27 protein-coding genes and 1 tRNA gene are annotated in these 25,296 nt (G+C 45.1%); 9 read left to right on the top strand and 19 right to left on the bottom strand.

What is annotated here, in order from left to right; all coding sequences use genetic code 11:
• Positions 1-3 precede the first annotated feature (3 nt).
• From rpsU to hrcA, 10 genes are all read right to left on the bottom strand, one after another.
• Complete coding sequence (gene rpsU, locus V7Z69_RS02100) at positions 4-180, bottom strand: 30S ribosomal protein S21 (protein WP_014163487.1); 177 nt, start codon at positions 178-180, stop codon at positions 4-6.
• Positions 181-208: 28 nt separating this feature from the next.
• A complete protein-coding gene (locus tag V7Z69_RS02095; protein WP_014163488.1) occupies positions 209-550 on the bottom strand; it encodes a histidine triad nucleotide-binding protein in 342 nt (113 codons plus the stop codon).
• A 77-nt stretch (positions 551-627) separates the two neighbouring features.
• The gene (locus V7Z69_RS02090; protein ID WP_014163489.1) at positions 628-1,698 is read right to left on the bottom strand and encodes a bis-aminopropyl spermidine synthase family protein; all 1,071 of its coding nucleotides are present in this window, start codon (positions 1,696-1,698) and stop codon (positions 628-630) included.
• A 25-nt stretch (positions 1,699-1,723) separates the two neighbouring features.
• Positions 1,724-3,037 carry a tRNA (N(6)-L-threonylcarbamoyladenosine(37)-C(2))-methylthiotransferase MtaB gene (gene mtaB / locus V7Z69_RS02085; RefSeq protein WP_041446086.1) on the bottom strand — a complete coding sequence of 438 codons (1,314 nt, stop codon included), beginning with the start codon at positions 3,035-3,037 and terminating at the stop codon, positions 1,724-1,726.
• A 20-nt stretch (positions 3,038-3,057) separates the two neighbouring features.
• The gene (locus V7Z69_RS02080; RefSeq protein WP_334138265.1) at positions 3,058-3,771 is read right to left on the bottom strand and encodes an RsmE family RNA methyltransferase; all 714 of its coding nucleotides are present in this window, start codon (positions 3,769-3,771) and stop codon (positions 3,058-3,060) included.
• Positions 3,740-4,627 carry a 50S ribosomal protein L11 methyltransferase gene (locus V7Z69_RS02075; RefSeq protein ID WP_014163492.1) on the bottom strand — a complete coding sequence of 296 codons (888 nt, stop codon included), beginning with the start codon at positions 4,625-4,627 and terminating at the stop codon, positions 3,740-3,742. Before V7Z69_RS02075 ends, V7Z69_RS02080 begins: the two co-directional genes overlap by 32 nt.
• Before the next feature lie 43 nt (positions 4,628-4,670).
• Complete coding sequence (gene dnaJ, locus V7Z69_RS02070) at positions 4,671-5,789, bottom strand: molecular chaperone DnaJ (RefSeq protein ID WP_334138263.1); 1,119 nt, start codon at positions 5,787-5,789, stop codon at positions 4,671-4,673.
• 18 nt (positions 5,790-5,807) lie between these two features.
• Positions 5,808-7,637 (bottom strand): molecular chaperone DnaK, encoded by a 1,830-nt coding sequence (gene dnaK, locus V7Z69_RS02065; protein ID WP_334138262.1) that lies wholly within the window; start codon positions 7,635-7,637, stop codon positions 5,808-5,810.
• Positions 7,638-7,653: 16 nt separating this feature from the next.
• Positions 7,654-8,298: a nucleotide exchange factor GrpE gene (locus V7Z69_RS02060; protein WP_014163495.1), complete on the bottom strand. Its 645-nt coding sequence runs from the start codon at positions 8,296-8,298 to the stop codon at positions 7,654-7,656.
• Positions 8,298-9,326 carry a heat-inducible transcriptional repressor HrcA gene (gene hrcA, locus V7Z69_RS02055; RefSeq protein ID WP_334138259.1) on the bottom strand — a complete coding sequence of 343 codons (1,029 nt, stop codon included), beginning with the start codon at positions 9,324-9,326 and terminating at the stop codon, positions 8,298-8,300. Before hrcA ends, V7Z69_RS02060 begins: the two co-directional genes overlap by 1 nt.
• Before the next feature lie 172 nt (positions 9,327-9,498).
• On the opposite strand from hrcA, the gene V7Z69_RS02050 reads away from it, so the two are divergent.
• The 5 genes from V7Z69_RS02050 (at position 9,499) to V7Z69_RS02030 (ending at position 14,247) form a co-directional block, all read left to right on the top strand.
• Positions 9,499-10,149 (top strand): histidine phosphatase family protein, encoded by a 651-nt coding sequence (locus V7Z69_RS02050; protein ID WP_334138257.1) that lies wholly within the window; start codon positions 9,499-9,501, stop codon positions 10,147-10,149.
• A gap of 68 nt (positions 10,150-10,217) precedes the next feature.
• The gene (locus V7Z69_RS02045; RefSeq protein WP_334138255.1) at positions 10,218-11,660 is read left to right on the top strand and encodes an NAD(P)/FAD-dependent oxidoreductase; all 1,443 of its coding nucleotides are present in this window, start codon (positions 10,218-10,220) and stop codon (positions 11,658-11,660) included.
• A gap of 112 nt (positions 11,661-11,772) precedes the next feature.
• Entirely contained in the window at positions 11,773-12,984 is a 1,212-nt protein-coding gene (gene folP / locus V7Z69_RS02040) for a dihydropteroate synthase (RefSeq protein ID WP_014163500.1), read from the top strand.
• Complete coding sequence (gene folK, locus V7Z69_RS02035) at positions 12,985-13,470, top strand: 2-amino-4-hydroxy-6-hydroxymethyldihydropteridine diphosphokinase (RefSeq protein ID WP_014163501.1); 486 nt, start codon at positions 12,985-12,987, stop codon at positions 13,468-13,470.
• A gap of 153 nt (positions 13,471-13,623) precedes the next feature.
• On the top strand, positions 13,624-14,247 hold the full coding sequence (locus V7Z69_RS02030) for a hypothetical protein (protein ID WP_334138253.1): 624 nt from the start codon (positions 13,624-13,626) through the stop codon (positions 14,245-14,247).
• An 18-nt stretch (positions 14,248-14,265) separates the two neighbouring features.
• On the opposite strand, the gene V7Z69_RS02025 is transcribed toward V7Z69_RS02030, so the two are convergent.
• A complete protein-coding gene (locus V7Z69_RS02025; protein WP_014163503.1) occupies positions 14,266-14,466 on the bottom strand; it encodes a heavy-metal-associated domain-containing protein in 201 nt (66 codons plus the stop codon).
• Positions 14,459-16,666 (bottom strand): heavy metal translocating P-type ATPase, encoded by a 2,208-nt coding sequence (locus tag V7Z69_RS02020; protein WP_014163504.1) that lies wholly within the window; start codon positions 16,664-16,666, stop codon positions 14,459-14,461. Before V7Z69_RS02020 ends, V7Z69_RS02025 begins: the two co-directional genes overlap by 8 nt.
• A gap of 104 nt (positions 16,667-16,770) precedes the next feature.
• Between V7Z69_RS02020 and V7Z69_RS02015 the strand changes: the two genes are divergently transcribed.
• The 3 genes from V7Z69_RS02015 (at position 16,771) to V7Z69_RS02005 (ending at position 18,218) form a co-directional block, all read left to right on the top strand.
• A complete protein-coding gene (locus V7Z69_RS02015) occupies positions 16,771-17,259 on the top strand; it encodes a nitrophenyl compound nitroreductase subunit ArsF family protein (RefSeq protein ID WP_014163505.1) in 489 nt (162 codons plus the stop codon).
• Positions 17,259-17,945, top strand: coding sequence for an aromatic aminobenezylarsenical efflux permease ArsG family transporter (locus V7Z69_RS02010; protein ID WP_334138252.1), 687 nt, complete (start codon positions 17,259-17,261; stop codon positions 17,943-17,945). Before V7Z69_RS02015 ends, V7Z69_RS02010 begins: the two co-directional genes overlap by 1 nt.
• A 102-nt stretch (positions 17,946-18,047) precedes the next feature.
• Positions 18,048-18,218, top strand: a complete 171-nt coding sequence (locus tag V7Z69_RS02005; protein WP_014163507.1) for a TFIIB-type zinc ribbon-containing protein — start codon at positions 18,048-18,050, stop codon at positions 18,216-18,218.
• 91 nt (positions 18,219-18,309) lie between these two features.
• On the opposite strand, the gene V7Z69_RS02000 is transcribed toward V7Z69_RS02005, so the two are convergent.
• The 3 genes from V7Z69_RS02000 to V7Z69_RS01990 are packed head-to-tail and all read right to left on the bottom strand — an operon-like array spanning position 18,310 to position 20,471.
• The gene (locus V7Z69_RS02000; protein WP_334138250.1) at positions 18,310-18,882 is read right to left on the bottom strand and encodes a carbon starvation CstA family protein; all 573 of its coding nucleotides are present in this window, start codon (positions 18,880-18,882) and stop codon (positions 18,310-18,312) included.
• Entirely contained in the window at positions 18,879-19,928 is a 1,050-nt protein-coding gene (locus V7Z69_RS01995) for a carbon starvation CstA family protein (protein ID WP_334138248.1), read from the bottom strand. Before V7Z69_RS01995 ends, V7Z69_RS02000 begins: the two co-directional genes overlap by 4 nt.
• A gap of 54 nt (positions 19,929-19,982) precedes the next feature.
• Complete coding sequence (locus V7Z69_RS01990) at positions 19,983-20,471, bottom strand: hypothetical protein (protein WP_334138246.1); 489 nt, start codon at positions 20,469-20,471, stop codon at positions 19,983-19,985.
• A 129-nt stretch (positions 20,472-20,600) separates the two neighbouring features.
• On the opposite strand from V7Z69_RS01990, the gene V7Z69_RS01985 reads away from it, so the two are divergent.
• A tRNA-Val gene (locus V7Z69_RS01985) sits at positions 20,601-20,675 on the top strand.
• Between the two features lie 75 nt (positions 20,676-20,750).
• Here V7Z69_RS01985 and V7Z69_RS01980 read toward each other — a convergent pair.
• From V7Z69_RS01980 to V7Z69_RS01965, 4 genes are all read right to left on the bottom strand, one after another.
• Positions 20,751-22,037, bottom strand: a complete 1,287-nt coding sequence (locus V7Z69_RS01980; RefSeq protein WP_334138245.1) for an adenylosuccinate synthase — start codon at positions 22,035-22,037, stop codon at positions 20,751-20,753.
• 2 nt (positions 22,038-22,039) lie between these two features.
• Positions 22,040-22,735 (bottom strand): divergent polysaccharide deacetylase family protein, encoded by a 696-nt coding sequence (locus V7Z69_RS01975; RefSeq protein WP_334138243.1) that lies wholly within the window; start codon positions 22,733-22,735, stop codon positions 22,040-22,042.
• A gap of 99 nt (positions 22,736-22,834) precedes the next feature.
• Positions 22,835-24,049 carry a S41 family peptidase gene (locus V7Z69_RS01970; RefSeq protein ID WP_334138242.1) on the bottom strand — a complete coding sequence of 405 codons (1,215 nt, stop codon included), beginning with the start codon at positions 24,047-24,049 and terminating at the stop codon, positions 22,835-22,837.
• A gap of 39 nt (positions 24,050-24,088) precedes the next feature.
• Positions 24,089-25,294 carry a murein hydrolase activator EnvC family protein gene (locus V7Z69_RS01965; protein ID WP_334138240.1) on the bottom strand — a complete coding sequence of 402 codons (1,206 nt, stop codon included), beginning with the start codon at positions 25,292-25,294 and terminating at the stop codon, positions 24,089-24,091.
• Positions 25,295-25,296 lie beyond the last annotated feature (2 nt).

Below are 25,296 nucleotides of genomic sequence, written 5' to 3'. Positions count from 1 at the left end.
TTGCTACCTCCTCTTCTTTCTCCTGGCAGCCTCTCGCTTCCTTTTCTTTTCCTCGCTTGGTTTTTCGTAATGCTGACGCCTTCTGGCTTCCCTCAGGACACCTCCCTTGGAAACCTCTCTTTTGAAGCGCCTTAATGCATCTTCGAGAGATTCGTTTTCTCTACGTACTACTTCGGTCATTGCTCTTCCCCCCTTTCTAACGCCCACACTAACCTGGGGGCCATCGGAAAAACCGACCTGACAACACATGAACATGAAGGTGATAAATCGTTTGTCCAGCTCGGTCTCCACAGTTTAACACAACACGATAACCATCCTCGACTAACCCAAGATCCTTTGCCACCTTGGTAGCCACTCCCATTACTTGGGACCAAAGGGAAGGATCCTCTACTTTGTCAGCCGAGGGCACGTGTTCTCTTGGAATAACTAGCAAATGAGTAGGCGCCTGGGGGTTAATATCCCTGATGACTACTACTTTCTCATCTTTATACACAAACTGTGCCGGCAGTTCCCCTTTTATTATCCGGCAAAAGATACAATCATCGCTCACCAAAGGCCACCTCTCTTGCGTTCCTCTATTTTAGAAAAGGTTCGCCTTTTAGACAACCACTGTTTCAAAAACTGCCCCTAGACAGTAGAGCTTTCTGCGTCGTTGTAAATATCTGAATCTGTCAAATCCTCATTACTCACAGGTATCTCATTCACCACTTCTACTCTGAAGATAGAGGAATAATACCAGTTCTCAGTCGGTTTGACTTTAACTGGGGCCAATTTCCAAGCCAACATTTCCTCTGCATAGCCCCAATTAACATATTCGTTAAAATTACGAATTATATCAGTTATCACTAAGCCCTTATCTAGGAGGACCTGCTCTAAACGCCTCCATTTAGCAAAAGAGCTCTCACTGCTAGTCAAACCAAAATAACCAGCTCCACCCATCCCTCTAAGGGTAGCCACACCTCGTCCGACAAAGGCAGCCAACGCTGCTACCGTCTCCGGTGGATCACAGAAGAACACGTCAAATTGTCCAAGAAGATCTTCCGGCAAGGGCTTCCTCAAATCATGCCTTCTTACCTCCAAGTTGGAAAGTCCCAGTTCCTTCGCTTTTCTTCTTTGAAAATCCACTATTCTTTCGTCTATCTCAAGCATCACTATCCTACGAGGAAGCCGGGTGATAGCCAAAGCTAGGGCCACCATATCGTCATCCCCCAAAACTATGACATCTTTATTTCTTATATCTCCTCTGCTATCGGCCAAGGCTATCCTTGAGAAAGTAGTTTCAGGGGTTACGTATGCTTGGTCGTATTGCCTTATGGCTTCAGGTCTCTCTACATGCAATTCTAGAAACTTATCATAAGGCTCCTTCAATGACTCATCCAAGATGACAGTTCTACCACTACAAGTGGGGCACGAGTGGATATGAAGAGGTTCTATTCCCTCATCTTTGCACAAAGCCTTTCCGTCATCAGTAAATTTTATTTGGTCCCCCTCTATCGCAACAAATCCGTCTCTTTCCATGATTTTGATTAGCTCAGCCACCACCGGAACTGGCTCCTCTGAAAGCTGCACGATCTTCCAGAAGTTGGAATTGTTCATTATCGCGGACAGAATTCTTTCCACGTCCCTCTTCCTTACTTCAATCTTTGTATTCAAAGCCACTTCTTCTGCGTAAGCCTTTGTTTTGCTACGTGCGTTCAAGGTATCATCCCTCCCAAGAATCAGTTTATTTATTTTTGACGATCCTGCCGAAAAGATCTCCATCTTTCGTCCCCTCTATAAAGACCCGGGCGACCTCATTGTTCACCACTAAGGCTTCAGACCTTAATTTTACCCTTAAAAAATGAGGTGTCAGACCTTCTGCCACTCCGCTAGAGATCTCCTCTACCAAGACAGGAACGTTCTTACCCACCCATTTTCTTGCGTACTTATCAAGCAGTCTATTAGCCAGCGAGATCGCTTCCCTTACCCTCACACGTACCTCTTCTTTCGTCAAACTGCTTTTCATGCTATATGCCTTGGTTCCTTCCCTTCCTGAATAAGGAAATACGTGAAGTCTGCCAAGTTCTAACCTTTCCACAAAAAGGAGAGACCTATTAAACATATCCTCCGTCTCCCCGGGAAACCCCACCATTATATCGGTCCCTATATGAACGTCCGCTCCAAAAGCTTCCCTAAACCAACTAACAACCTTTGCAAAATCAGAAGAGTTATATCCCCTATTCATTGCCTCTAGCACCTGGTCATCGCCGCTTTGCAGAGGCAGATGAAAGTGAGGACACAATTTACTAAAGGAAGCAAGCCTGAAAATCAAGTCTCTACTCAACCCAAAAGGCTCCAAAGAACCGAACCTTATACGTTCTATCCCCTTTATTCCCGATAAAGCCTCCACTAAATTTGCCAAATTAGATCCTATATCCTTGCCGTAAAAGCCCAGCTGGATCCCCGTCAGAACCACTTCCTTGCATCCGTTGAGTGCAAGACTTTGAACTTCCTCTACTACGTTCTCCAATGGCCTACTGACAGACTTTCCTCTAACGCTGGGTATGATGCAGTAAGAGCAATTTCTGGAGCATCCATCCTGGACTTTCACAAAGGCCCTTGTGTGAAAATGAGGCCTAGATAGAAACAAATCGTCCCATTCCCCACAGCTTTGAAGCGAGTGCCTTTTAACTATAAGTTCTTCTTGCGTTTCTTTAAACAGAGAAGCTAGTATCTGAGGAATTAGATTCTTTTTCCTGTTCCCTACAAGGGCCCTTACTCCAAGGGCTTTAGCCTCCCTTTCTTCCACTTTTTGCGCCCAACACCCGCAGACTATTACCTGCCCTTCGGGAGAAAGCCTTTTCAATCTCCTGATCAACTGCCTACACTTGCGATCCGCCTCCTGAGTCACAGTACAGCTGTTTATGATTGCAACATCATACGGAGGGCACTCGACAATCTCAGCTCCTAGGGCCTCCAGAGCCGAGGCAATAGCCTCAGATTCGTATAAATTGCTTCTGCATCCAAGAGTCTCTATGATAATTTTCTTACCCTTCAAGCGATCATAAGGCAATTAAATCAACCCTTTTCCAAGAGCATAGACAAAACGGCAGTTCCTACTGCTGCTGCCGTGGGCGCCCTCATTATCCTTGCACCCAAACTAACTGGTTTGAAGCCAAACTCTACAAGCATCTTCTTTTCTTCATCGGACCAGTCTCCCTCTGGGCCTATGGCTATCGCGGCCTCGTCTTTAGGCCTGCAACTCAACAACTCTACGCTTCCTTCGTCCAAAAAGGCTCCATACTTAAAAGCAGGTAAAGCCAAAGTAGTTATGTCTTTTACCTGCACTAAAGGAAAAAGCTTGGGAACCCGAAAGGCTCTGGCCTGCTTGGTTGCCTCTTTTAATATGCTGTTCCACCTTGCCATCTTTGCTGCTTCTTTCTTTTCATCAATTCTTACTACACTTCTCTCACAACGTAGGGGCACAATGACCGTAGCCCCGCACTCGGTCACCTGTCTTAATGCTAGCTCGAAAGCTTCCGCCTTGGTAAGCCCCAGCAAGACCCAGAGGCTCCTTTCGGGAGGACATTCTTCCTCCCACTCCACATGCCCCAATAGCTTATCATCTCTAACTTCCAATCGGAGAACAACCAGCCTATCCCCAAGCAAGCCTTCAACCTTCTGCCCCTCTTTGCATCTTCTAACATGGAGCAGGTGGTGAGCTTCCGAAGGCTCTATCAGCCAGACATTATTGTCTATTTTACTGCTGTCCTCCAGACGTATTCTGGGCAAAGACACCCCACCAATCCCCTTTCGAAGCCTCCTCCTTTATTTCGAAACCTATTTCCTTCAAAGCAGAGATGAAGGAGTCCCTTTCTTTTCTAACCAAACCAGAGAAAACTGCCCTTCCTCCCTTTTTTAGCTTAGCAGGCAAAGAAGGAAGAAGTTTCATGAGTGGCTCGAAAACGATATTCGCCGTCACCAAGTCCACCATGTTATTAAATCCATCAAGCAAATTACCTTGTTCAACCTCGACCAGACCTTCGGAGATTTGATTCAGTCTCAGGTTGGATTTAACCTCATCCAAAACAGCTGGATCCAAGTCCCTAGCAAAAACTTTCTTTGCCCCAAGTTTAATTGCCGCGATGGCTAAAATACCGGAGCCAGTGCCCACATCTACTACAGTGTCGCCTTTTTCCATACACTTTTCCAAAAGTTCCAAAGCTATCTGCGTGCTTTCGTGATAACCCGTTCCAAAGGCTGTACCAGGATAAACCAGAAGAACATTCTTTTCCTTTTCGGACTTATATGAATTTTTATGCCACGGGGCCATCACAACCAACGTCTTGCCTATCTCTATCGGAGGAAACGCCTCTTTCCATACGGTATGCCACCGCTGGTTTTCTATCTTTCCTGCGTCTATTATTTTCAATTCAGGCCACGGCTTAAGTACTTCGTTGATCCTGCTTATCCAATATTCCAAGCTGTGGGAAGACCTGTAATAAGCCTTCACTGCCATCTTATCTTGAGTTTCCACCAACTCAGAACCTATGCTGCCTGAAAGATCCACTAAAGAACTAAGGACCTCTTCGTCCATTCCCCTGGATTCTATGGTTACATACCACCAAAAACTCCCTTTTTCTTCCATGAGAGATCTTTCCCCCTTCTGCCCCGTCCTTTTATCCAGGCAGCTACAGTAAATTTTTCAGCTTTTCTATGAATCCTCCTGATTTAACCTCTACGTTCATTTCCTTAGCGAGGGCTTCTATCAATCCTCGCTGTTTATCTGTGAGTTTCTTGGGGACATCAACTATTACATGGACAAGACAATCTCCTCGTCCCATATGCCTGAGCTTGGGCATCCCCCTCCCCTTGATCTTGAACACATGGCCATTCTGTACTCCTTGGGGAACCTCAAGCTTATACGTCCCATCAAGAAGCTCAAGCTCTTTTTCGCACCCCAAAGCAGCCTCGGGGAAGGAAAGATGCAGAAACATGTGCAGATCATCACCTTCCCGCTTAAATACGTCATGAGGGATAAGATTCACGACCAAAAAAAGATCTCCTGGGGGGCCACCCCTCAATCCATCCATTCCCTCTCCCTGGATTCTGAGCCTGACTCCTGTATCTACACCTTTAGGCACGTTAACCTTTACCTTTTTGTATACCCTTGTCTTACCCCTTCCTCCGCACTCGCTACAAGGCTTCTCTATTTTCTTGCCCGTACCTTCGCACTCTGGACAAACCGTAACGCTCACAAAGGAGCCGAAGGGAGTGCGCCTATGCTGTTCTACCTGACCTGAACCGCCACACACGGGGCATACTCTTGTTCCATATCCAGGCTCCGCACCTGAACCTTTGCACCTTTTACAAGACTCCCATCGAGGTACGGAGATCTCTTTGGAGACCCCCGTAAGAGCTTCCTCCAAAGATACATCAAGGCGCATCTCAATGTCCTGTCCTTTCACAGGCCCTTGGGAAGTACCTCCAAAATTTCCAAATATAGAGTCAAATATGTCGCCAAAGATGTCACCAAACCCTCCAAAACCGCCGAAGGGTCCTGAACTACCAGGGGTACCATCCAAGGTCCCAAACTGATCATACTGCTGCCTTCTCTGAGGATCACTCAAAACCTCGTATGCGGCATTGATCTCCTTGAATCGCTGCTCAGCTTCCTTGTCCCCTGGGTTAACATCAGGATGATACTTTCTGGCTAGGCGCCTGTAAGCTTTCTTGATTTCATCTTGAGTGGCGCTTCTTGATACTCCCAATATTTCGTAAAGATCTTTATGTTCTCCAAAGGCGCCCACTATTCGTCACCTCTCGTCTTACGCACTATGTTCTTCGTTAAATTCAGCATCCATAGTGTCTTCGTGTGATTGCCCTTCAGTATGTCCTTCTGCAAACCCATCATCTCTACTTCCGCTTTGATTGTAAATCTTTGCAGAAAGCTCATGCACTAAACTCATCAACTTTTTGCTAGCCTCTTTTATAGCCCCTATGTTTTCTCCTTTAGCCTTCTCTTTCAAATTATCCAGCTCGGTTTCCAGCCTTTTTATCTCTTCTTCAGTAAATTTTTCCCTAAAATCTTTCAGGGCCTTCTCTGCTGAATAAGCCACGGAATCTGCTTCATTTCTGGCTTCAGCCAATTCCTTCCTCTGTCTGTCTTTTTCTTCATTTTCCTCTGCTTCTTTTCTCATGCGCTCTATTTCCTCTTCCTTCAGGTTGGAAGATTCTATTCTTATATGCTGCTCTCTGTTGGTTCCTTTGTCCTTTGCACTTACTTTAAGTATGCCATTTGCGTCTATATCAAACGTAACCTCTATCTGGGGAATTCCTCGGGGCGCAGGCGGTATGCCATCCAGTATGAATTTGCCTAGGGTTACATTATCTGCAGCCATAGGACGCTCCCCTTGCAAAACATGAATCTCTACCTGCGTTTGATTGTCGGACGCCGTAGAAAACACCTGACTTCTAGAAACCGGTATGGCCGTATTTCGCTCTATTATCTTGGTAAATACGCCTCCCAAGGTCTCTATTCCCAAAGACAGAGGGGTAACGTCAACTAGCACTATGTCCTTATGTTCCCCCGAAAGTATGGCCCCTTGTATGGCCGCCCCCACTGCCACGCATTCGTCGGGATTTATGCCCTTAGTAGGCTCTTTGCCCAGCATCTCCACTATCTTCTTCTGGACCATGGGCATCCTAGTAGAACCACCGACGAGAAGGATCTTATCTATATCTTGCGTAGAGAGACCAGAGTCTTCTATAGCTCTCCTCACTGGACCTACGACTCTATCCAGCAAATCTCTGGTCATCTCCTCAAACTTTGCCCTGGTCAACGTCATCTCCAAATGCTTTGGGCCGCTGGCATCGGCCGTTATAAAGGGCAGAGAAATAGTAGTTTCAGTCATCGAAGAAAGCTCGCACTTGGCTTTTTCTGCAGCTTCCTTCAGCCTCTGCATGGCCATTTTATCTCTGGAAAGGTCTACCCCTTCTGTTCTCCTGAACTCTGAAACCATCCAATCAATTATCCTTTGGTCCCAATCATCTCCACCTAGGTGATTGTCACCAGCGGTTGCCAACACTTCAATTACCCCGTCATCCAGCCCCACGTCCAAAATCGAGACATCAAAGGTCCCGCCTCCCAAATCGAACACCAGGACCTTATGATCTCCACTCTTGTCCATCCCATAAGCCAAAGCGGCCGCCGTTGGTTCGTTTATTATTCTCAAAACCTCCAAACCGGCTATCTTTCCCGCATCCTTTGTAGCCTGACGCTGAGAGTCAGTAAAGTATGCAGGAACAGTAATTACCGCTTTTGTGACCTTTTCCCCAAGATATGCCTCTGCATCTCTTTTGAGTTTTTGAAGAATCATCGCAGATATTTCCTGAGGCGTGTAGCTTTTCTCCTCGATATCCACCTTGTGGTCAGTCCCCATATGCCTCTTGATGGATATTATGGTCCTCTCCGGATTAACTATGGCTTGCCTTTTAGCAAGCTGCCCCACCAGGATCTCTTTCTCTTTAGTAAAGGCCACCACGGAAGGCGTAGTTCTGCCGCCTTCTGCGTTTGGTATTACCGTTATATTGTCTCCTTCCTTTACAGCAACACAGCTGTTCGTGGTTCCCAAGTCGATACCTATAACTTTGCTCAAAAGGGTCACCTCTTTCTTAATTCTGTTCTTCTTTTTCGTCTACCTTAGATTCAGATTTACCCACCTTGACCTTGGATGCTCGTAAAACCTTACCTCCCAAAATAAATCCCTTTTGGTACTCCTCCAGGACCTTACCATCTCGTTCTGGTTCTACCTCCTCAATAGCCAAGGCCTCATGCATTGAGGGGTCAAAATCCTTTCCTACCGCATCTATGGGTTCCAAGCCCAATTTGCACAAAACATCCAAAAACTGTTTTCTTATTATTTCCACTCCACTTCGTATCTTTTCGCTGTCATCTCCGCAACTGGACGAAAGGGCCATATCCAAATTATCCAGTACTGGCAATAGTTCTTTTATTGCTTTTTCCGCCGCAAGGGCATTCAACCTCTCCTTTTCCTTCTCAATTCTTTGCCTATAGTTATAAAAATCAGCGGTAACCCTCATAGCGGCTTCCTTCAGCTGGGCATTTTCTTCCTCCAGCTTTTCCATGAGCGTTTTAAGTTTGCCTATTTCCTCCATTAGAGCCTCCACCGAAGGGATACTTCCTTCTGCAGGCTCTACATTTTCATGTGCCTTTTGGTCCTCCTTAGGGGAAGAACCCTCGTTTTTCTGGTTTTCTAGTTCTTTATTCATTGCTTTATCCTTTCTTTCTTTACTCATCACTTATCCCCCTCCTCTTCCACATCTGTTGATATACCACCCAAAATAGTTTCCAAAACAGATATGGAATGCTCATAATCCATCCGAACTGGACCAATCAACCCAAGAACGGTCTTTTTGCCATCCTTCACATTGGAAGCCATTATCACCGAACAATCCTCTATAGGGAAGGCTGGATCCTCCTTACCTATCATGACGGAGAGTCCCCTATCCGGAGAGAACTTCTGCACGAGCTCAACGATAGATGATTCTTCCTCTAAAAGAGTCATTATAACCTGAAGCCTACTTAAATCAGCGAAATCAGGAACACTCAATATATTATGTTTCCCACCCGTGAAGAGGTGGTACGAATCCTTTAAAAGTAGTATATCCACCTCTTTGAGGGCTGCTTTGCAGTTTTCTGCGTAAGATTGAAGCCCATGCAATACATATTGAAGCAAAGCATCCCTTACTTTCCTCCACGGTTTTCCCGAAGCTACTGTGGTTATCCTATGGGATAATTCATCAAGAATCTCCTGATCCATATCCTGAGGAAGCTGAATCACCTTATGATGCAAAAGCCCACCTTTCAATATAACGATCAAGAGGGCAGTTCGCTCAGCCACCTTTACGAATTCCACCTTTTGAAGAACTGCCTCATCTGCTGGCCCCACAGCCGCTACTCCTACACACTTTGTCAGGTCTCCGAGAAGCTTTGTGGCATATCTCAGAGCCGACTCAAGGTCATCCCTTTTCTTTTTGAGCTCCTGAACCCAGTATTTATATTCCTCACCAGGGTTTCTTTGCCTTCTCAATATGGCATCCACATACACCCTGAATGCTTTGGGGGTAGGAAGTCGCCCCGCAGACGTGTGAGGTTGATACAGAAAATCCATCTCCTCCAAATCTGCCATCTCATTCCTTATGGTTGCAGCGCTGCGCCCTCTGAGATACCGTTTCGCCAAAGTTCTAGAACCCACAGGCTCTCCGGTTTTTATGTACTCATATACAACAGCAAGCACTATTTCTAGCTGTCGTTCTGTCAGCATAGTTTGTCACCTCCGTCTTCACTTTTGCGTTATTAGCACTCCCTTTTAGTGAGTGCTAAATAAGCCTCCACCGAAACGTAGATTATCAACGAGCACAATCGTTGTCAACTATATTTTAAGTACAAGTGATATATTATTCTTAATTGACTGCAAAGAGAAAGGAAGGTTAAAGATGGGATCAGATCACTACAAAACCACCGTCATTCTCATAAGGCATGGCGAATGCAAGGGCAATAGAGAGGGCTTATTCAGGGGAAGATATGATTTTCCTTTGAACGATAACGGGAAATCTCAGGCCAAGGCCATAGCACATGAGATTGCCCAAAACTTCAAGCTGGATAAGATATATTCCAGCCCCCTGTCCAGGGCATTGGAAACAGCTCAAACCATATCATCAGTTACCAACATCCCTACAGAGATAAGAAATGGCTTCAATAATATTTCACTGGGTCCGTGGGAGGGAAGACCCAAAAGAGAGATAAAAGAAGAATTCCCCGAGGAATGGAATTTATGGCTTAGAAATCCAGAACGCCTTAGGCTACAGGGTGCAGAAACCATCTCGGACGTCCAGAGAAGGGCCTTCGCCAACCTCAACCATTTAATAAAGGTCCACCAAGGTTCTACGTTCGCAATAGTTACCCATCGGGCAGTGCTAAAGCCCCTAATAGCGGGAGCATTAGGGATTCCAGAACCCTATTTTTGGAAGATTCACGTGGATACCGCTTCCTACTCAGTTCTTACCCATGATCCACAAAAAGGTTACTGTCTAATCTTGCTAAACCAAACACGACATTTAAAGAACTTCATCAGCGAATGGGAATAATCCCCTTGACTTATACCTTTAGGGGTATAATAATTACACCAAAGTATTGCTAACGAGGGGGAATTTTAGTGGAAACAACCAAAAAAGTAGAAACTCTGATAATAGGAGGAGGACCTGGAGGAAGGACTGCTTATGCTGCCTTACATCGCTTGGACAAAAAAAAATCAATGCTAGTAATGAACCTGGAACCAACCGTAGTCTGCAGCCTTCCATACGGAGTGGGAAGACGACTGATACCCGGAGGACCGGAAGATGCAGTTGTAGATATTTCAAAATCTCCAAGGCTGCCAAGGGATATAGTGCAAAACACAATAATCGGTAGTGTAATATCCATTAACACGGAGGAAAAAGTTGCTACTATCAAAACGCAAGCATCTGAGTATATGCACGTATCCTACGATAACGTCATACTAGCTACAGGTGCTGTACCATGGATCCCACCAATAGAGGGCGTCCTTATGTCTTGTGACCATCGAATTGATAACGAAGACTTTTCTGGAGAAGTGGTATGCGTTGGGAATCAATTTGTCCCTAAAGCATCCCTAGCCAAAGGCATTTATGTAATGAGAACAGCCAATGATGCAAGGGCATTAGATAAGTTTGCCCAAGAGGCTCAAAGCGCAATCATCATAGGAAGTGGAGCTATTGGCCTTGAAGTTGCGGAGGCTCTAGCAGACCGAGGCCTAACAGTAACTATAGTTGAAGCTTTACCTCACCTCACACCTGCCCTAGATAAAGATATGGCAAAGTTGTTAGAGAAAAGGATAGAAGAAAGAGGAATAAAGGTTATAACAGAGAAACAAGCCACATCATATCATAACGGTTCTTTAACTTTGAACGACGGAACAACGCTTGAGGCTTCTGGAGTTGTTTTCGCCACAGGAGTAAGACCAGATACTAGGTTGGCAGCAAAGATAGGTATAAAAGTAGAAAAAGGCATAGTGGTAAACAAATATATGCAAACTAACATTCCCAATATTTATGCCATCGGAGACGCAACCCAAATAGAAAATACCGTCAGCAGAAAAACATATTTACCTCTCATAGGCACTTTAGCCATGAGGCAAGCCCTAATAGCTGCTCTCAATATAGCCGGCAAACCCACAGAGCACCCACCTGCAACTTCTTGGGGGGTATCTACCATCTTTGACCTTCACTGGGGAAGTGTAGGCCTAACGGAGGAATTAGCAGCATCTTTAGGCATGAAAGCGGCAGCCATAGTTATGCCAGTAAGGACAAGAGAACCCGCTATGCCAGAAGGCAAGAGCGGACAATGGAAAATCATCTTCTCCACTGAGCCCGCAGATTCCATCAAGAAGGGACAAATCCTCGGTTTTCAAATAATCCTTGATGGAGAAAGCCCTTTATCCACAGTGGAAAGATTCCTAGACATGATTGTAAGACACGAAACCATACCAGAGCTTATAGGGCATTTCCATATCCACAGCCCCTCTCATAATCCACCTGATGATCCCTACATGGGAATTATGTTTCGTTATGGAATAAATTGATTAATATCACGCTTTCAAGGAAGGGGACAAGTTTTTCCTATCCCCTTCCTTGACTACACTTCTCGCCTACCATATCATTCATTAAGAATGAACTAACATGGGGGGATTCGCAGTGCTTCCATACTTGATCAACATAAGATCCGACAAAGACCTCGTAGATATCCTAGAAAAAATCAACGCAGACAAAAGGTCTTTTCCCTATTTCCGCGCAAAAAAGGACACCTATGCCATTTTTTTGAGGGACGTAGATTACAGGGCTGCCAATGCGTTAAAACAGGAGATGCTGTCCCGGGGCGGAGACGCCATCGTTCACAGGAACGTAATACAAGGAACCATCGATAAAAGCGACGTAGTACTTTTGGGAACAATAAGCTCCCTGGAAAAACTGGCGAAAAAGCTGGAGGCCATGCCATATTGGGGACTTGAGAAAATCAAGGGCGAGCTTGAAAAATTTTTTCAGAATTTAGCGATTAAGGGTTGGAACATCGTCTTGGGTAGCGGGAAGAGCATAGAACTGAACGACAATACCCAGATCATGGGTATACTTAACATTACACCGGACTCCTTCTACTCCACTAGCCGTGCGATGGAGCTGGATGAATGCGTAAAAAGAGCATTTGAAATGAAGGAGCAAGGAGCCATAATCCTTGACATAGGGGCAGAATCATCCCGCCCCGGTTCTGAACCAGTACCAGCGGAAACGGAGAAAGAAAGGCTTCTACCTGTCATACAAAGACTCCGTAAGGAAGGTTTCGACCTGCCCATATCCGTAGATACAACAAAATCCGAGATAGCAAAAGCTGCACTCGGAGAAGGAGCGGACATAATCAACGATATCTCGGCAGGCATCTTGGACCCTGAGATCCTGCGCGTTGCAGCCCAGGAAAAGGCGCCGATAATTCTTATGCATATGAAGGGTACTCCCAAAACTATGCAGCTTAATCCTCACTACAATAACCTTCTTGGCGAACTCCTTGACTTCTTCAAGGAACGAATGGACGCAGCTCACAAAGCAGGTGTAGATACCAACAAAATAATATTAGATCCTGGGCTGGGCTTTGGTAAAACAAAAGATCATAATTTAATGATATTAAAAAACTTAAAGGCTTTTGCTGGTTTAGGTCGTCCCATACTCATAGGCCACTCCCGAAAAAGCACCATAGGTGCAGTACTGAAAAAAGACGATCCCAAAGACCGTCTACAAGGCACATTGGCGATAACTGCCCTATGTGCTTGGCAGGATGTGCCTATCGTTAGGGTCCACGACGTTAGGGAAAACTACGACGTCGTAAGAATGATAAACGCAATAAAGGAGGTCAAATAGGTGAGCCTCGTAGCCATAAGCATGGGTAGCAATCTAGGGAACAGGCTAAGTTCACTGAGGAAAGCCGTTTTACTTATAAAAAGTGAAGGGATCAATATTATAAAGACTAGCGATGTTTTTGAAACTCCTCCTTTCGGGGTTACCAACCAGCCTAGGTTCCTCAACGCCTGTATACTAATTGAGACGGACATATCACCCCTCACCCTTTTAGAAAAACTTAAAAGAATAGAAAAACAGATAGGCAGAATTCAAAGATTCAAATGGGGGCCCAGAGAGATAGATTTAGATATCGTCTTTTACGACGAACAGATTATCAACGAGCCTAGTTTAAAAATACCTCATCCCCACATGCACGAAAGGCCTTTCGTGTTGATACCACTAAATCAAATATCCCCCAAATGGACACACCCCACTTTAAAAAAGACGGTAGAAGAAATGTCCAGCGAGTCCAATAATAGCGGCATTTTGAGGATAACAGAGCTATGACTTTTTAAGATTACTAGGAGAGTTAAAATGCGTATTGCCATCAAGAAAGGGTTTATTATTTTTATAATATTCATGTTGCTTTTTGCTTTAAAAAGTTCTCCGGTTGCGGCCTACACGAAAATACTATCTCTCCCTAGCTCTCCCTTTTTCATCGTGGCAAAGTTTTCAAGGGGACTAGTAGAATCTGCCCACCTGCGAAGTCCTGCAGGAATCCAAAAACTCCTTCCCTTAGAGGGAAGCCTATTGGTAGGCCAAAGATACACAAGGTTTGATATGGACAAAGATATGATAAAAGATATCCTTTGGGTACTGACTTTCAGGAATCCCAACAACAAACAGAGAGGACTTCAGATGTGGGTCGGATACTCAAGTCGTCAGAAAACTATATGGGTAGATATTTGCCCTGTAGCAAGCACCCTTTGGGACACCTTGCCGGTAAGCTTAAATCTCCCAGAAGGTGTCCTCCCCTACATTCTGCCCCAATTACCCGGATATGATGGATTGCCTCCTTTTGGAGGAGCTAAAACCCTGACTTTCATCTGCACCATCAAGCTAACCAATAACGGCCCCAAGTTCGTACCCCAACCTGAGGCCTACAGACAAATACTTAAAATAGCTGAACTAGTGGCAAATTCTGAACAATACCCGAAGCGTAGAGAAGCGTATTCCTACTTGATCAATGATTTCAAAAACCTCGCTTCAGGTATGCCACCAACCAGAGAAGCTCTCCAAAGCATCCAGTGGAAGCGAATCCTTACATTACATTGGAACAACTGACAAAACTACACTTTCCCCCTAACCTTTTATGCTTGCTGGATAACCAGCATCCTCCAAGATCTCCATTACTTCCTCTGGCTTGTCGGTTGACACCTTTACTAACTTCTCCGATAGCAAAACCTCTACGTCCCCGTAGCCAGCATCACTGAGGACCTGTGTAATGCGCCTAACGCAGTGCTCGCAGGACATGTCTGGAACAACAAAAACCGTCTTAGTCATATCTTCCTTCCCCCTTTATTCTCAACGAATTAATAACCACAGAGATGGAACTCAAGGCCATGGCTGCCTCAGCAATTGCTGGGTGAAGCAAACCTGCCATCGCCATGGGGATGGCTATTGTATTATATAAAAATGCCCAGAAAAGATTTTGCCCTATTATTTTAAATGTACTTCTAGAGAGCAAAATTGCCTTTGCAACTTTAGACAAACCGCCCTTCACTATGACAATATCAGCGTTGTCTATGGCAAGATCGGTTCCAGATCCTATAGCCACACCTACATCCGCTCCCTTCAGGGCAGCTGCATCGTTCATTCCATCTCCTACCATCATTACCTTTTTCCCCGTTCTTTGCCAGGACCTAATTATATCTAGCTTTTCCTTGGGATGGACTCCAGCTTTAACTTCTCTTATGCCAAGTTTACTAGCAACAGCTTGAGCTGTTACGGGGTTATCTCCTGTTGCCATAACTATGGTTATACCCTCATCCAAAAGTTTCTTCACTGCTTGCCTTGAGTCTTCCCTTATCGGATCTTCTATCACCATGAAACCTATCAGGTTGCCGTTTTTATGGACCTCTACAACAGTTTTCCCTTCTTTTAGAAATTTTGTGTAACTATCAGCATCCTCAGGTTTACCCACTCTGTAGCTACTTCCTTCGTATTCGAAAAATATCCCCTCTCCCGCTTTTTCCTCCAAATTTTCCAACTTAACGTCTCTTTCCCCTAGAGCAGCGATGGCTTTAGCCAATGGATGGTTAGACTGTTTTTCTGCAGATGCCACCACATCTATCTCTTCTTCTGGCACAGTGTGATATGTAACCGCAGGCCTTCCCTCCGTAAGGGTCCCCGTTTTGTCGAGCACCACCACTCCAACATCCTTAGTAGTCTGTATGGCCTCAGCGTTCCTTATTATAAGCCCCAATTTATAAGCCTCGCCTGCCGACGCCACCAATGCCATAGGAGTAGCAAGTCCCAGGGCACAAGGACAAGCTATAACCAGCGTAGCGACCAGCACAAAGACAGCAGAGGACATAGGGTCCTTAGGCACAGCAATCCAAGGAAAAACATGGCTTAACCTGGAAACATGTGCATATAAGGTATCGACGTTAAAGTACCAAATAAAAGACGCCAACAAAGCCAAAAAAACGATCGTGGGAACAAAAAACAAAGTTATTCTATCGGCCAGCGCCTGGAGAGGAATTTTCGCACCCTGGGCATCCTGAACGAGTTCTATCATCTTTGACAAGAACGTGTCCTCCCCCACTTTCGTAACCACTACCTTTATTGGACCGGTAAGATTGAAGCTCCCACCTGTCACAGATGAGCCTTTGGTCTTGGGGACAGGAATTGGTTCGCCAGTTATCATCGATTCATCTACAGAGGTGACTCCTTCTTCTATGATACCATCCACCGGGATCCGCTCCCCAGGTTTAACCAGAACAACGAACCCCTCCTTAACTGCGTCCATAGGTACCATTACTTCTTCTCCATCCACTATAACCCTGGCTTCCCTTGCTTGAAGCTTCATTAGGGCACGAATCTCCTTGGTAGCCTTATCACGCAGTCTGGATTCTATGTATCGCCCCGTAATATGGAGGGCAACTATCATGGCTCCAATGGCACCAAAAGAAACTATAGGAACACCTATCATTGCTAATGCAGAGGTAATCCATGAAGCTGTGGCCCCTAGGAAAATCAGCACATCCATATTGGTATGGAAATGAGAAAGAGCGATCCACGCTCCTTTTATAGTGCCTCTTCCAGCATAGAATATGACTACACCACCAGCTAGGAACTCTATAACCTCAAAACGGGAGATATGAAAACCTAACATATGGAATATCATAGCTACAGAAAGGGGCAAAGTGATAGCTAAAGACCAAAAAAGAGCCCTGCGCGTCTCAAGATAGCGTTTTTGTTCCACATTCTCCGAAGATTCTTGAGTGGCATCATAACCGACCTTTACTACAGCCCCTTTTATTGCTTCAAAGGTTACACCTTCTTCTGCGACGACAAAAGCAGTCTCAGTGGCTAGATTGACTGCAGCAAAATGAACACCCTCTACCTTTTTCAGCGCCCTCTCTACGTTCTTGGCGCAGGTAGCACAAGTCATACCTAAAACTTTAAAAGAAAGTTTCACTTCTTTCGGCTCTTTCTTATTTGAAACCCCATTTATAGAATTCATAGAAGCATCATCCATCTAAGACACCCTCCACAAAAGCTTGAGAATAAGCCTATAATCAAGTATGATGATACCATGAATGGTATTATCACTCAAATTAGATAAGAATAGGTGATGACTTCATGAACATAAAAAGATCAACGGGTTTGGTTTTAGTTTTATTCGCTCTGTTCTGCATGTTTAATGCAGGAATAGACTTATACAACTCTCTCTACAATGGAAGTGATACCACCACAAAAATGAGTTCCTCCTTTGATCATCTGCAAGAAAATATTGGCCCTTCGGCAAAAATATATTTCTTTTACGGCAATGGCAAATGTCCCACCTGCGATGTAATAAAGGCATCAGCCATTGAAGCCATCAACGAAATCAAAAAAACATGCCCCAACAACTTAAACATTGTATGGGAAGAAATCAACATTGAAGAGGGCGAAAACGCAAAGTATATCACTCAATACGGCCTTTTTTCGACAACTGTGGTCCTTCAAAATCCGTCAGACCTGCAAGACTGGAGGCGCCTCGACGATGTATGGGAACTTGCGTCGAACAGAGAACATTTAAAAAAATACATAAAAAATCAAATTATTGAGTTCTTAGGAGGGTGTTCATAATGGAGGGCATAGTTCAGGTATTTTCTGCTTTGTGGCTAGGTATATTGGCATCCATAAGCCCCTGCCCTTTTGCCTCCAATCTTGCCGCCTTCTCGTTCATTGAGAAAGATTGCACTAACCACAGAGAAGTTCTAAAGGCAGGTCTATCCTATACCCTAGGCAGGATAGCGACCTTCACTTTTTTGGGCTTCCTGATATCCCAAGGTACTTCTCATATATCCATAATCTCCATGGCTTTACAAAAACATGGGAACATGTTTCTAGGTCCGATTCTGGTAATCGTAGGGGTTTTTGTTCTTGACCTCCTTGAAATTCCTCCCTTGAAGATCACCTCTAGGATGAAAGCGTACAAATTCTATGTTGGAGGGCCAAAAAGCGCTTTCCTAATGGGCATTTTGTTTGCTTTGGCTTTGTGTCCTGTATCGGCAGCTTTATTCTTTGGCGGGTTGGTACCCTTAGCAGTGAGAGCGAAAAGTTATCTATTACTTCCGGCCACATTCGGTCTAGGAAGTGCTTTGCCAGTGAGCATAATGGCCCTCTCTTTGTCCATAGGTATATCGGCCTTCATAAAATCAGAGCAACAACTTCAGAGAATCCAAACCTGGGCAAAAACGGTTACAGGATCTGCGATGATAATCATAGGCCTTTATTTTTGCTTTGCTTACAATCTAAAGATCATAACGTGAATACGAACGAACTTACTTACGAAGAAAATTTTTATTATAATATCTACGGTTAGCTTAGCTGTTTAGTTAAACACCACTGAGGACAATGGAGGTGTTGGATCCATGAAAAAATTCAGATGTCTCCATTGCGGTCACGAGTTTGAAGTAGAAAGTGTATCGACAGGTCTCAAATGCCCCAAGTGCTTGAACAGGTTTGTAGAACTCGTGGAGGGGGAACCACTCAAAGGAAAACCTTGGGGCAGTAAAAGCTTCAGCGTTCCAAAAATAAAATAAGTCCAAAAGACAACGGACAATAGAATCTTGAAACAATAATGGGCTGGTTGAAACTTCAACCAGCCCATTTATAGTCTCAGTATGTACTTAACTATTCCGCCGCGCCACTTTCATTTGCGCTTGGTCCGTGACCTGACAGTGCGTCTTTCGCCTCCTTGACCAGCATTACAGCCAGTATAATCAGCAGTATGGATATCCCTGATAGAAGGGGATTCTTAATGTTGGCCTTTATCAAGAACAAAAGAGCCGCCATCGTGGTCGCAATCATGAAGAAGAAAGGATACATGGCGAAGGCGTTGTTCTTCTTAAGACCCAACTTGACCCAGACCGCCAGAGCCAATAGGGCCAACGCCGCAACCAGCTGGTTGGAGGCTCCGAATACGGGCCAAATAAGCTTCCACGCAGGAACCCCACCGGTTTTGTAGTATAGAAGGGCCAAAGCAAAAACGACTCCCACCGCTGTAGCAACATAGCGGTTCACCTTCATATCGAAAAACTCCTGGAACTGATATCTCGCAAGTCTTGTAGCCGTATCCAACGAGGTCAAAAGGAAGGAATTGAGCGCCAAAAGACCAAGGGACGTTCCAACCTTCGGATTTATGCCTATCAATGAGGCGAATTGTCCAAGGCCCTTCCCGTAAGTAACGGTGGGTCCCCCCTTCAAATGCCCCCCGCCATCATTACCGTGCCGATAGCTATAACCGCCACAACCCCTTCAAGGAGCATTGAGCCATACCCTACCAGCTTGGCATCCGTTTCCCTACGAAGCTGCTTAGAGGTGGTACCACTTCCCACAAGGGAGTGGAAGCCCGAGATAGCGCCGCAGGCCACAATAACGAAAAGCATGGGCCAAAGGTAAACACCTTCAGCGGGATTCACCCCCTTGAAGGCAGGAAGGTTAACTTCAAATTTGCTTCCAAATATCATACCTATGGCGCCCAGCAAGACAGAAAAATAAAGCATGTAGGAAGCTAGGTAATCCCTAGGCTGGAGAAGAAGCCACACAGGAAGAACTGAAGCAAAGAATATGTAGACTGTAAGAATGAGCCTCCACGTGTTTTTGGAGAGAGCAAATGTGGTCTGAACCCATTCATTACCACTGGCAAAGAATACTGCACCTATGACTACAGGTACCATGACAACGGTCACGACGCTCAAGGATACTCCTCTTTTATATATCAGCACTCCAAAGAGCATGGCCATGAAAATGTAGAGGGTTCCAGAAAAAGCAACGGCAGGATCTGCAGCAAAGGTGCTTGCAGAAAGCTCCAAGAAAACCGCGACCACCAAAACCAAGGCAAGCCAAGTAAAGGTTAAGAACAATCTTTTGCCTTTCCGCCCTATCCACTTGTCCACAACTTCACCTACAGATAAGCCCTTGTGGCGCATGGAGGACACCAATGCTCCCATATCGTGAACTCCGCCCAAGAAAGCCGATCCAATCAAACACCACAGGTAAGTAGGCAACCATCCAAAAAGGTTAGCTGCAGCTATGGGACCAACGATGGGGCCCGCTCCTGCAATGGACGCAAAGTGATGCCCCAAAAGTACCGCTGGGTGAGCCGGAACATAATCGACTCCATCGAAGAACAACTCGGATGGCGGCTTGTTGTCGTCGCTTAGGCCATAAACACGCGCCTGAAACCTTCCGTAAAAAACGTAACATAGAGCAAAAAAGACCACCGCTCCTATAAAAAGGCCAGCATACATAATTTACACCTCCCGAAATTTGATATTAGCAAATTCCTGTTTAAAACCCCTTCTTTACTGGACATTCCCCCCTTCTACCTGAGATGTCACCTTATTGTAGATTTTAAAAGCGTTTCTCACAAGAACAGCCAGATCCGAAAATTTACGATGCACGTCATCTCCCTCAGGGCAGTAAAAAGAAACATCTATCCATCCTCTAAAGCCAAACAAGAAACTTTTGTGCAAAATCTTTTGATGACCATGTAATGGGTCGTTCACTACCATGAGCACCCTTTGGGTCATTACGTCGGGGATGGGCTTCCACTGACTTAGAATCTTCTGAGCAGAAGACAAACCGTTATGAGTGAAAACTACGTAATCATCAGCGTAATACCTCGCAATTTCTCCCATTAGCGAATCCTTCTTGAAGGTCACCCTGCGGTAAACCCCCCCAAGCTCTTGCCACTGCCACGTTGAAAAACCATATTCCTCCCAAAAAAATTTTGTTTTCTCTAGTATCTCAATGAAAGACAACCTGCACTCCACCCCCCATTTAATATACATTATACATTCATCCTTAAAATCATCAACAGCAAACTTAGATGCAAGGTGCATTTTAATTTTAATAATTATTCTGACTTCTCCGATGCCAAGTTGCAAAAACGCCCTTTGCCGTATATAATGTCCCACGAAGGGCGACTAGCTCAGTGGGAGAGCGCTTCCTTCACACGGAAGAGGTCACAGGTTCGAACCCTGTGTCGCCCACCATTCGCAAAAAAAAAGGAGAGGGAGTAATCTTCCTCTCCTTTTCTTGCTTTTTGGGGCTTATCGCTTGGATTTATCTTATAATCCTCTTTTTATTACTTGCTCTCTTTCCGCTCCTACACCTATCAGCGTAATAGGAATACCTATCACTTCTTCTATGAACTCCACGTATTTTCTGGCTTCCTTGGGTAGCGACTCGAAGGTCCTACATTCTCCTATATCCTCCTGCCACCCTGGCAATTCCTCGTATACTGGCTTAGCCTGTTCAAGAAAGGCGCTACCTCCGGAGAAGTTCTCCGTCTTTCCCTTCTCTGTAATATAGGAAGTGCACACGTAGATTTTCTCCAGACCGGATAAAACATCGAGCTTTGTAAGAGCCAACATGGTCATACTATTCACTCTGACAGCATATCGCAGAGCAACCAGGTCAAGCCAACCGCACCGCCTTGGCCTGCCAGTGGTTGCACCATACTCGCCACCACGATCCCTCAGCCAATTGGCAGTTTCCTCGTCAGCTTCGCTAGGGAAAGGACCAGAGCCCACTCGGGTGCAATAAGCCTTGGCTACGCCTATGACGTTGGAAATAGAAGATGGGCCGATCCCTAAGCCCGTTAGTCCCCCTCCTATGGTAGCGTTGGAACTGGTGACATAAGGATATGTTCCATGATCAATGTCCAGAAGGGTTCCTTGCGCACCCTCCAGCAAAACCGTTTTCCCCTGTTGTAGCGCCCTTTCTATCTCCAATGAGCAGTCTCCAACAAAGGGAGATAGCTTCTCACCCCATTCTCTAGCCTGTTCAAATAGCTTTCCAAAGGACAAAGGTTCTTCGTTGTATACTTTCGAAAGTATTACATTCTTCAACTCTAGGTTATAAGCCAGCTTTTCCCGCAGCACGTCCTCGTTCAACAAATCCTCCACCCTGATACCACATCTACTGATCTTGTCGACATAACAGGGACCTATACCCCTTTTCGTAGTTCCTATACGCCTACCTACACCTCTAAACCTTTCTTCCATCCCGTCGAGGAGTTTATGGTAAGGCATCACCACATGGGCAGCCCCGCTTATTATCAATCGAGCCCTGTCTTTATGCTTTCTCTGAAGCTCACCAAGTTCTTCCAATAGCTGGTCAGGATCCACGACTACACCGTTACCGATTATGCACGTCTTGCCCGGGAACAAAATACCTGAAGGCAAAAGGTGAAATATATGCTTCTCGCCTTCAGCTATAACTGTATGACCAGCGTTAGCTCCTCCTTGAAACCTTGCGACGACATCGACCCTTGATGCAATGGCATCTACAACCCTTCCCTTTCCTTCGTCGCCCCATTGGGCTCCTAATAAGGCTTCAATCTTTCCTCTCACGACTATTCCTCCTCTATGCCCAGAGGGTAATTCTCCAGATATTCAGGCACAGTGACAAATTCTACATCAGAATGGGCACTTTTGTATATAGTCTCCAAAAACTCAATAGTGTTTTCCCTCACATGACAAATTCCTATAGCTCCGCCTCTCCTTATGGCTATGCTCTTAAGTTGAGCAAACCGCTCCTGCATAACATCCATGTCGGGATCTCCATCGATAAACACTCTGTTTCTGGCGCTTGGAACCCCAGCACTCTTTGCTACATCAAACGCCACAGATTTGGAACTTGTCCGGCTATCCAAAAACAATAGGCCTTCCGCTTTTACTTCATCTATCACCGCCGTCATGACCCTTCTATCTGAAGTGGCCCTTGAACCCCTGTGATTGTTCAATCCCCAACTACCTGGCAAAGACCATATGGCATTTCTGACGACCTGGCGAATCCTTGTATAGGGCATGTTCACCCCTACGAGAAAAGGCCCATTATCAGAATCCGAATAAGCCTGCATAGGTAAATGAACGATAAAAGGAATCCCTCGTTTTCTAGCCATATCCGCTATCGCAGCACTGTGAGTTTTATATGGAATTATTGCCCACGTCAAAGGCAAATCTATGTTAGCGATTCTCCTTGCCTGAAGCAAAGAATAACCAAAGTCATCTACGACGATGGCCACCTTTGGCTTATCACTGGCATACACTATCCTACCACTACTAATCAATAAACAAATAATGGAAGAAACTAATAAAATTAGACTATATCTACTCCGAAAGCTTATAAGAACCAGCCTTCTTTCTATTTAATTGGTTTTAACTCCCTGGCCAACGGCAAGCTTGCTAAGCTCCTCTATAGCCCTTTTAAGCTGTACATCTTTGTCGTGATCCTTCTCGAACTCCCCTTCGACGACTATATTGGGCTCAAGGCCTATTTTGTCTATAACTGTCCCGTTAGGCGTGTAGTATTTTGCTATTGTAACAAAAATTCCAGATGCATCCGGCAAATAAAACAAGGTCTGCACTGATCCCTTACCAAAGGTCTTTTTCCCCATAACTATGGCCCTTTTGTGATCCTTCAAAGCACCAGATAATATTTCTGATGCACTAGCACTACCTTCGTTCACTAAAACGACGATCGGGAGATCCGTCATTTTGCCTGGCGTGGCATAATAGACCTCATTAGCCCGTTCGAAACGCCCCCTGGTGCTAACTATTATTCCGTCATCTATGAGCATGTCTGCTACACTTATACAGGCATCCAAAAGCCCTCCGGGGTTGTTCCTCAAATCCAAAACAATCCCTTTTGCACCTTTTTCTATAACATCATTGAGGGCGCTGGAAAATTCGCTTTTAGTCCTTTGATTGAACTGTATAATCCTTATGTATCCATAACCGTCCAGCATTTCGTGCCTTACAGTATGTATCTGGATCAGTTCCCTGGTTATATCAAACTTTATGAGGTCCTCGTGCCCCTCTCTTCTTACCCATATAGTGACTTTCGTCCCAGGCTCCCCTCTAAGGTTTTTTACAACCTTGTCCTGATCCCAACCGTAAATAACTTCATCGCCGATCTTTACGATCTCATCCATGGGCTTCACTCCTGCTCTTTCAGCAGGAGTTCCTTCTATTGGACTTATGATCAACGTCCTGCCATCCCTCTGAGCTATATATATTCCTAATCCTCCATATTCTCCCTCCATCTCTATTTCTTCGTTTTCTAGTTCCTTGGGATCCACGAAACGGCTGTATGGGTCTCCCCAAGACTTGATCATTCCCCTTATGGCTCCATAGAGAATCTCTTCTTCTTTTATCTTCTCCGGGGGTTCAACAAAGTAAGTTTCCATTATTATCCTGGCTTGCTTTATTAGCCACAATTCAGAAGGACTGAACGGCAAGAGTTCACTTATCTCGGAACTTTTCGATATCTTACCCTCTCCCGCAAAAGTTATCAGGACCCCACCTGCAAGAATGGCGCCAATGATTATTCCAGCTGTGATATCTCGCAATCTCTTCCACATCTTCTATGTTCACCTCTCTGAGAATCCCGTTCCCTAACTCTATCTTCTTAAATACTTCATCGGATCAACGGCTTTACCGTCCACTCTTACTTCGAAATGAAGGTGAGCTCCTGTAGTCAAACCAGTTTTACCCACATTCCCGATCACTTGGCCAGATTTTACCTTGCTGCCTTCTGTTACCGAAACTCTAGAAAGGTGGGCATAAACCGTAGTCAAGTCGCTCCCATGATCCAAGACAATTATTTGACCATATCCATTGAGCCATCCCGTGAACAAAACCTCCCCTTCGGCTGCAGCCCTTACAGGCGTACCTTCCCTTGCTTGTATATCCAAACCAGTATGTGCTGTTTTAGTCTTGAACACAGGATGTACCCTTACCCCAAAGGTGCTGGTAACTTTACCTCTCACCGGCCATCTAAGCTTTCCTCCCTTGTAAGTGAGGACTTGAGAACTCCTGGCCGCAAGTTGTCTCTTCTTCAATATCAAATTTCTTATCTTGTTTTCAAGCTCCTTCTGCGCATCCTGTAATTCCTTGGCCGCCTTCAGGTGCAGCTCCTTGCGATTGGAGATTCTCTTGAGTAACTGTTCACGCTGGGCCTGAGCCGTCCTTAGGGCCCTTCTTTTAGCTTCCAGCTCGGCCTTTTGTTTGGCCAAAAGCGCTTTTTGATTTTCTAGTTCTTTTTTGGATTCTTCAAGGCGTCTTGAAGAGTCCAAAAGTCCCAATATATATCTTTCATCCTGCTCGGAAATACGCTTGAGTATAAAAACGTTGTTCAAAACTTCATGGACATTTGAAGCCGACAGGATAAGATTGAACTGTGCCACATTGCCATATTTATATAAAGCCACCAACCTTCTTGCCACTATCTCCTTGCCTTTGTCTATGTTTCCGTTAGTCTTGGATATTTCCTTCGTCAGCTCTTCAATCTTCATTTGTGTACGTTCTTCTCTCAAATTCAAAAGCCTTATCTGTTGCTCCAGCAAAACTATTTTTTGGCCTATCTGCGAAAGGTCCTTTAGAATATTTTTCTCTCTCTTGCTGGCCTGGATAACCTGACGTTCGTGGTAGCTTATCTGCTTTTTTATCCTTTCAAGACGCTGCTCTTCGGCCTTTATTGAAGTGTCTAAATCAGCAATAGCGGAGCTGCCTGCAAAGACAGCCTTTTGCGTTATACCCATCAAAGGTAAAAGCAGCAAAAAAGTTATTAAGAGCAATAAAGCCACATGGCTTATTCTTTTACTCATCT

It is taken from the genome of Thermovirga lienii (assembly GCF_036847465.1).
GTDB lineage: Bacteria > Synergistota > Synergistia > Synergistales > Thermovirgaceae > Thermovirga > Thermovirga lienii.
The sequence above is the reverse complement of the archived record's forward strand: the minus strand, read 5'-3'. Positions and strand labels throughout refer to the sequence as shown.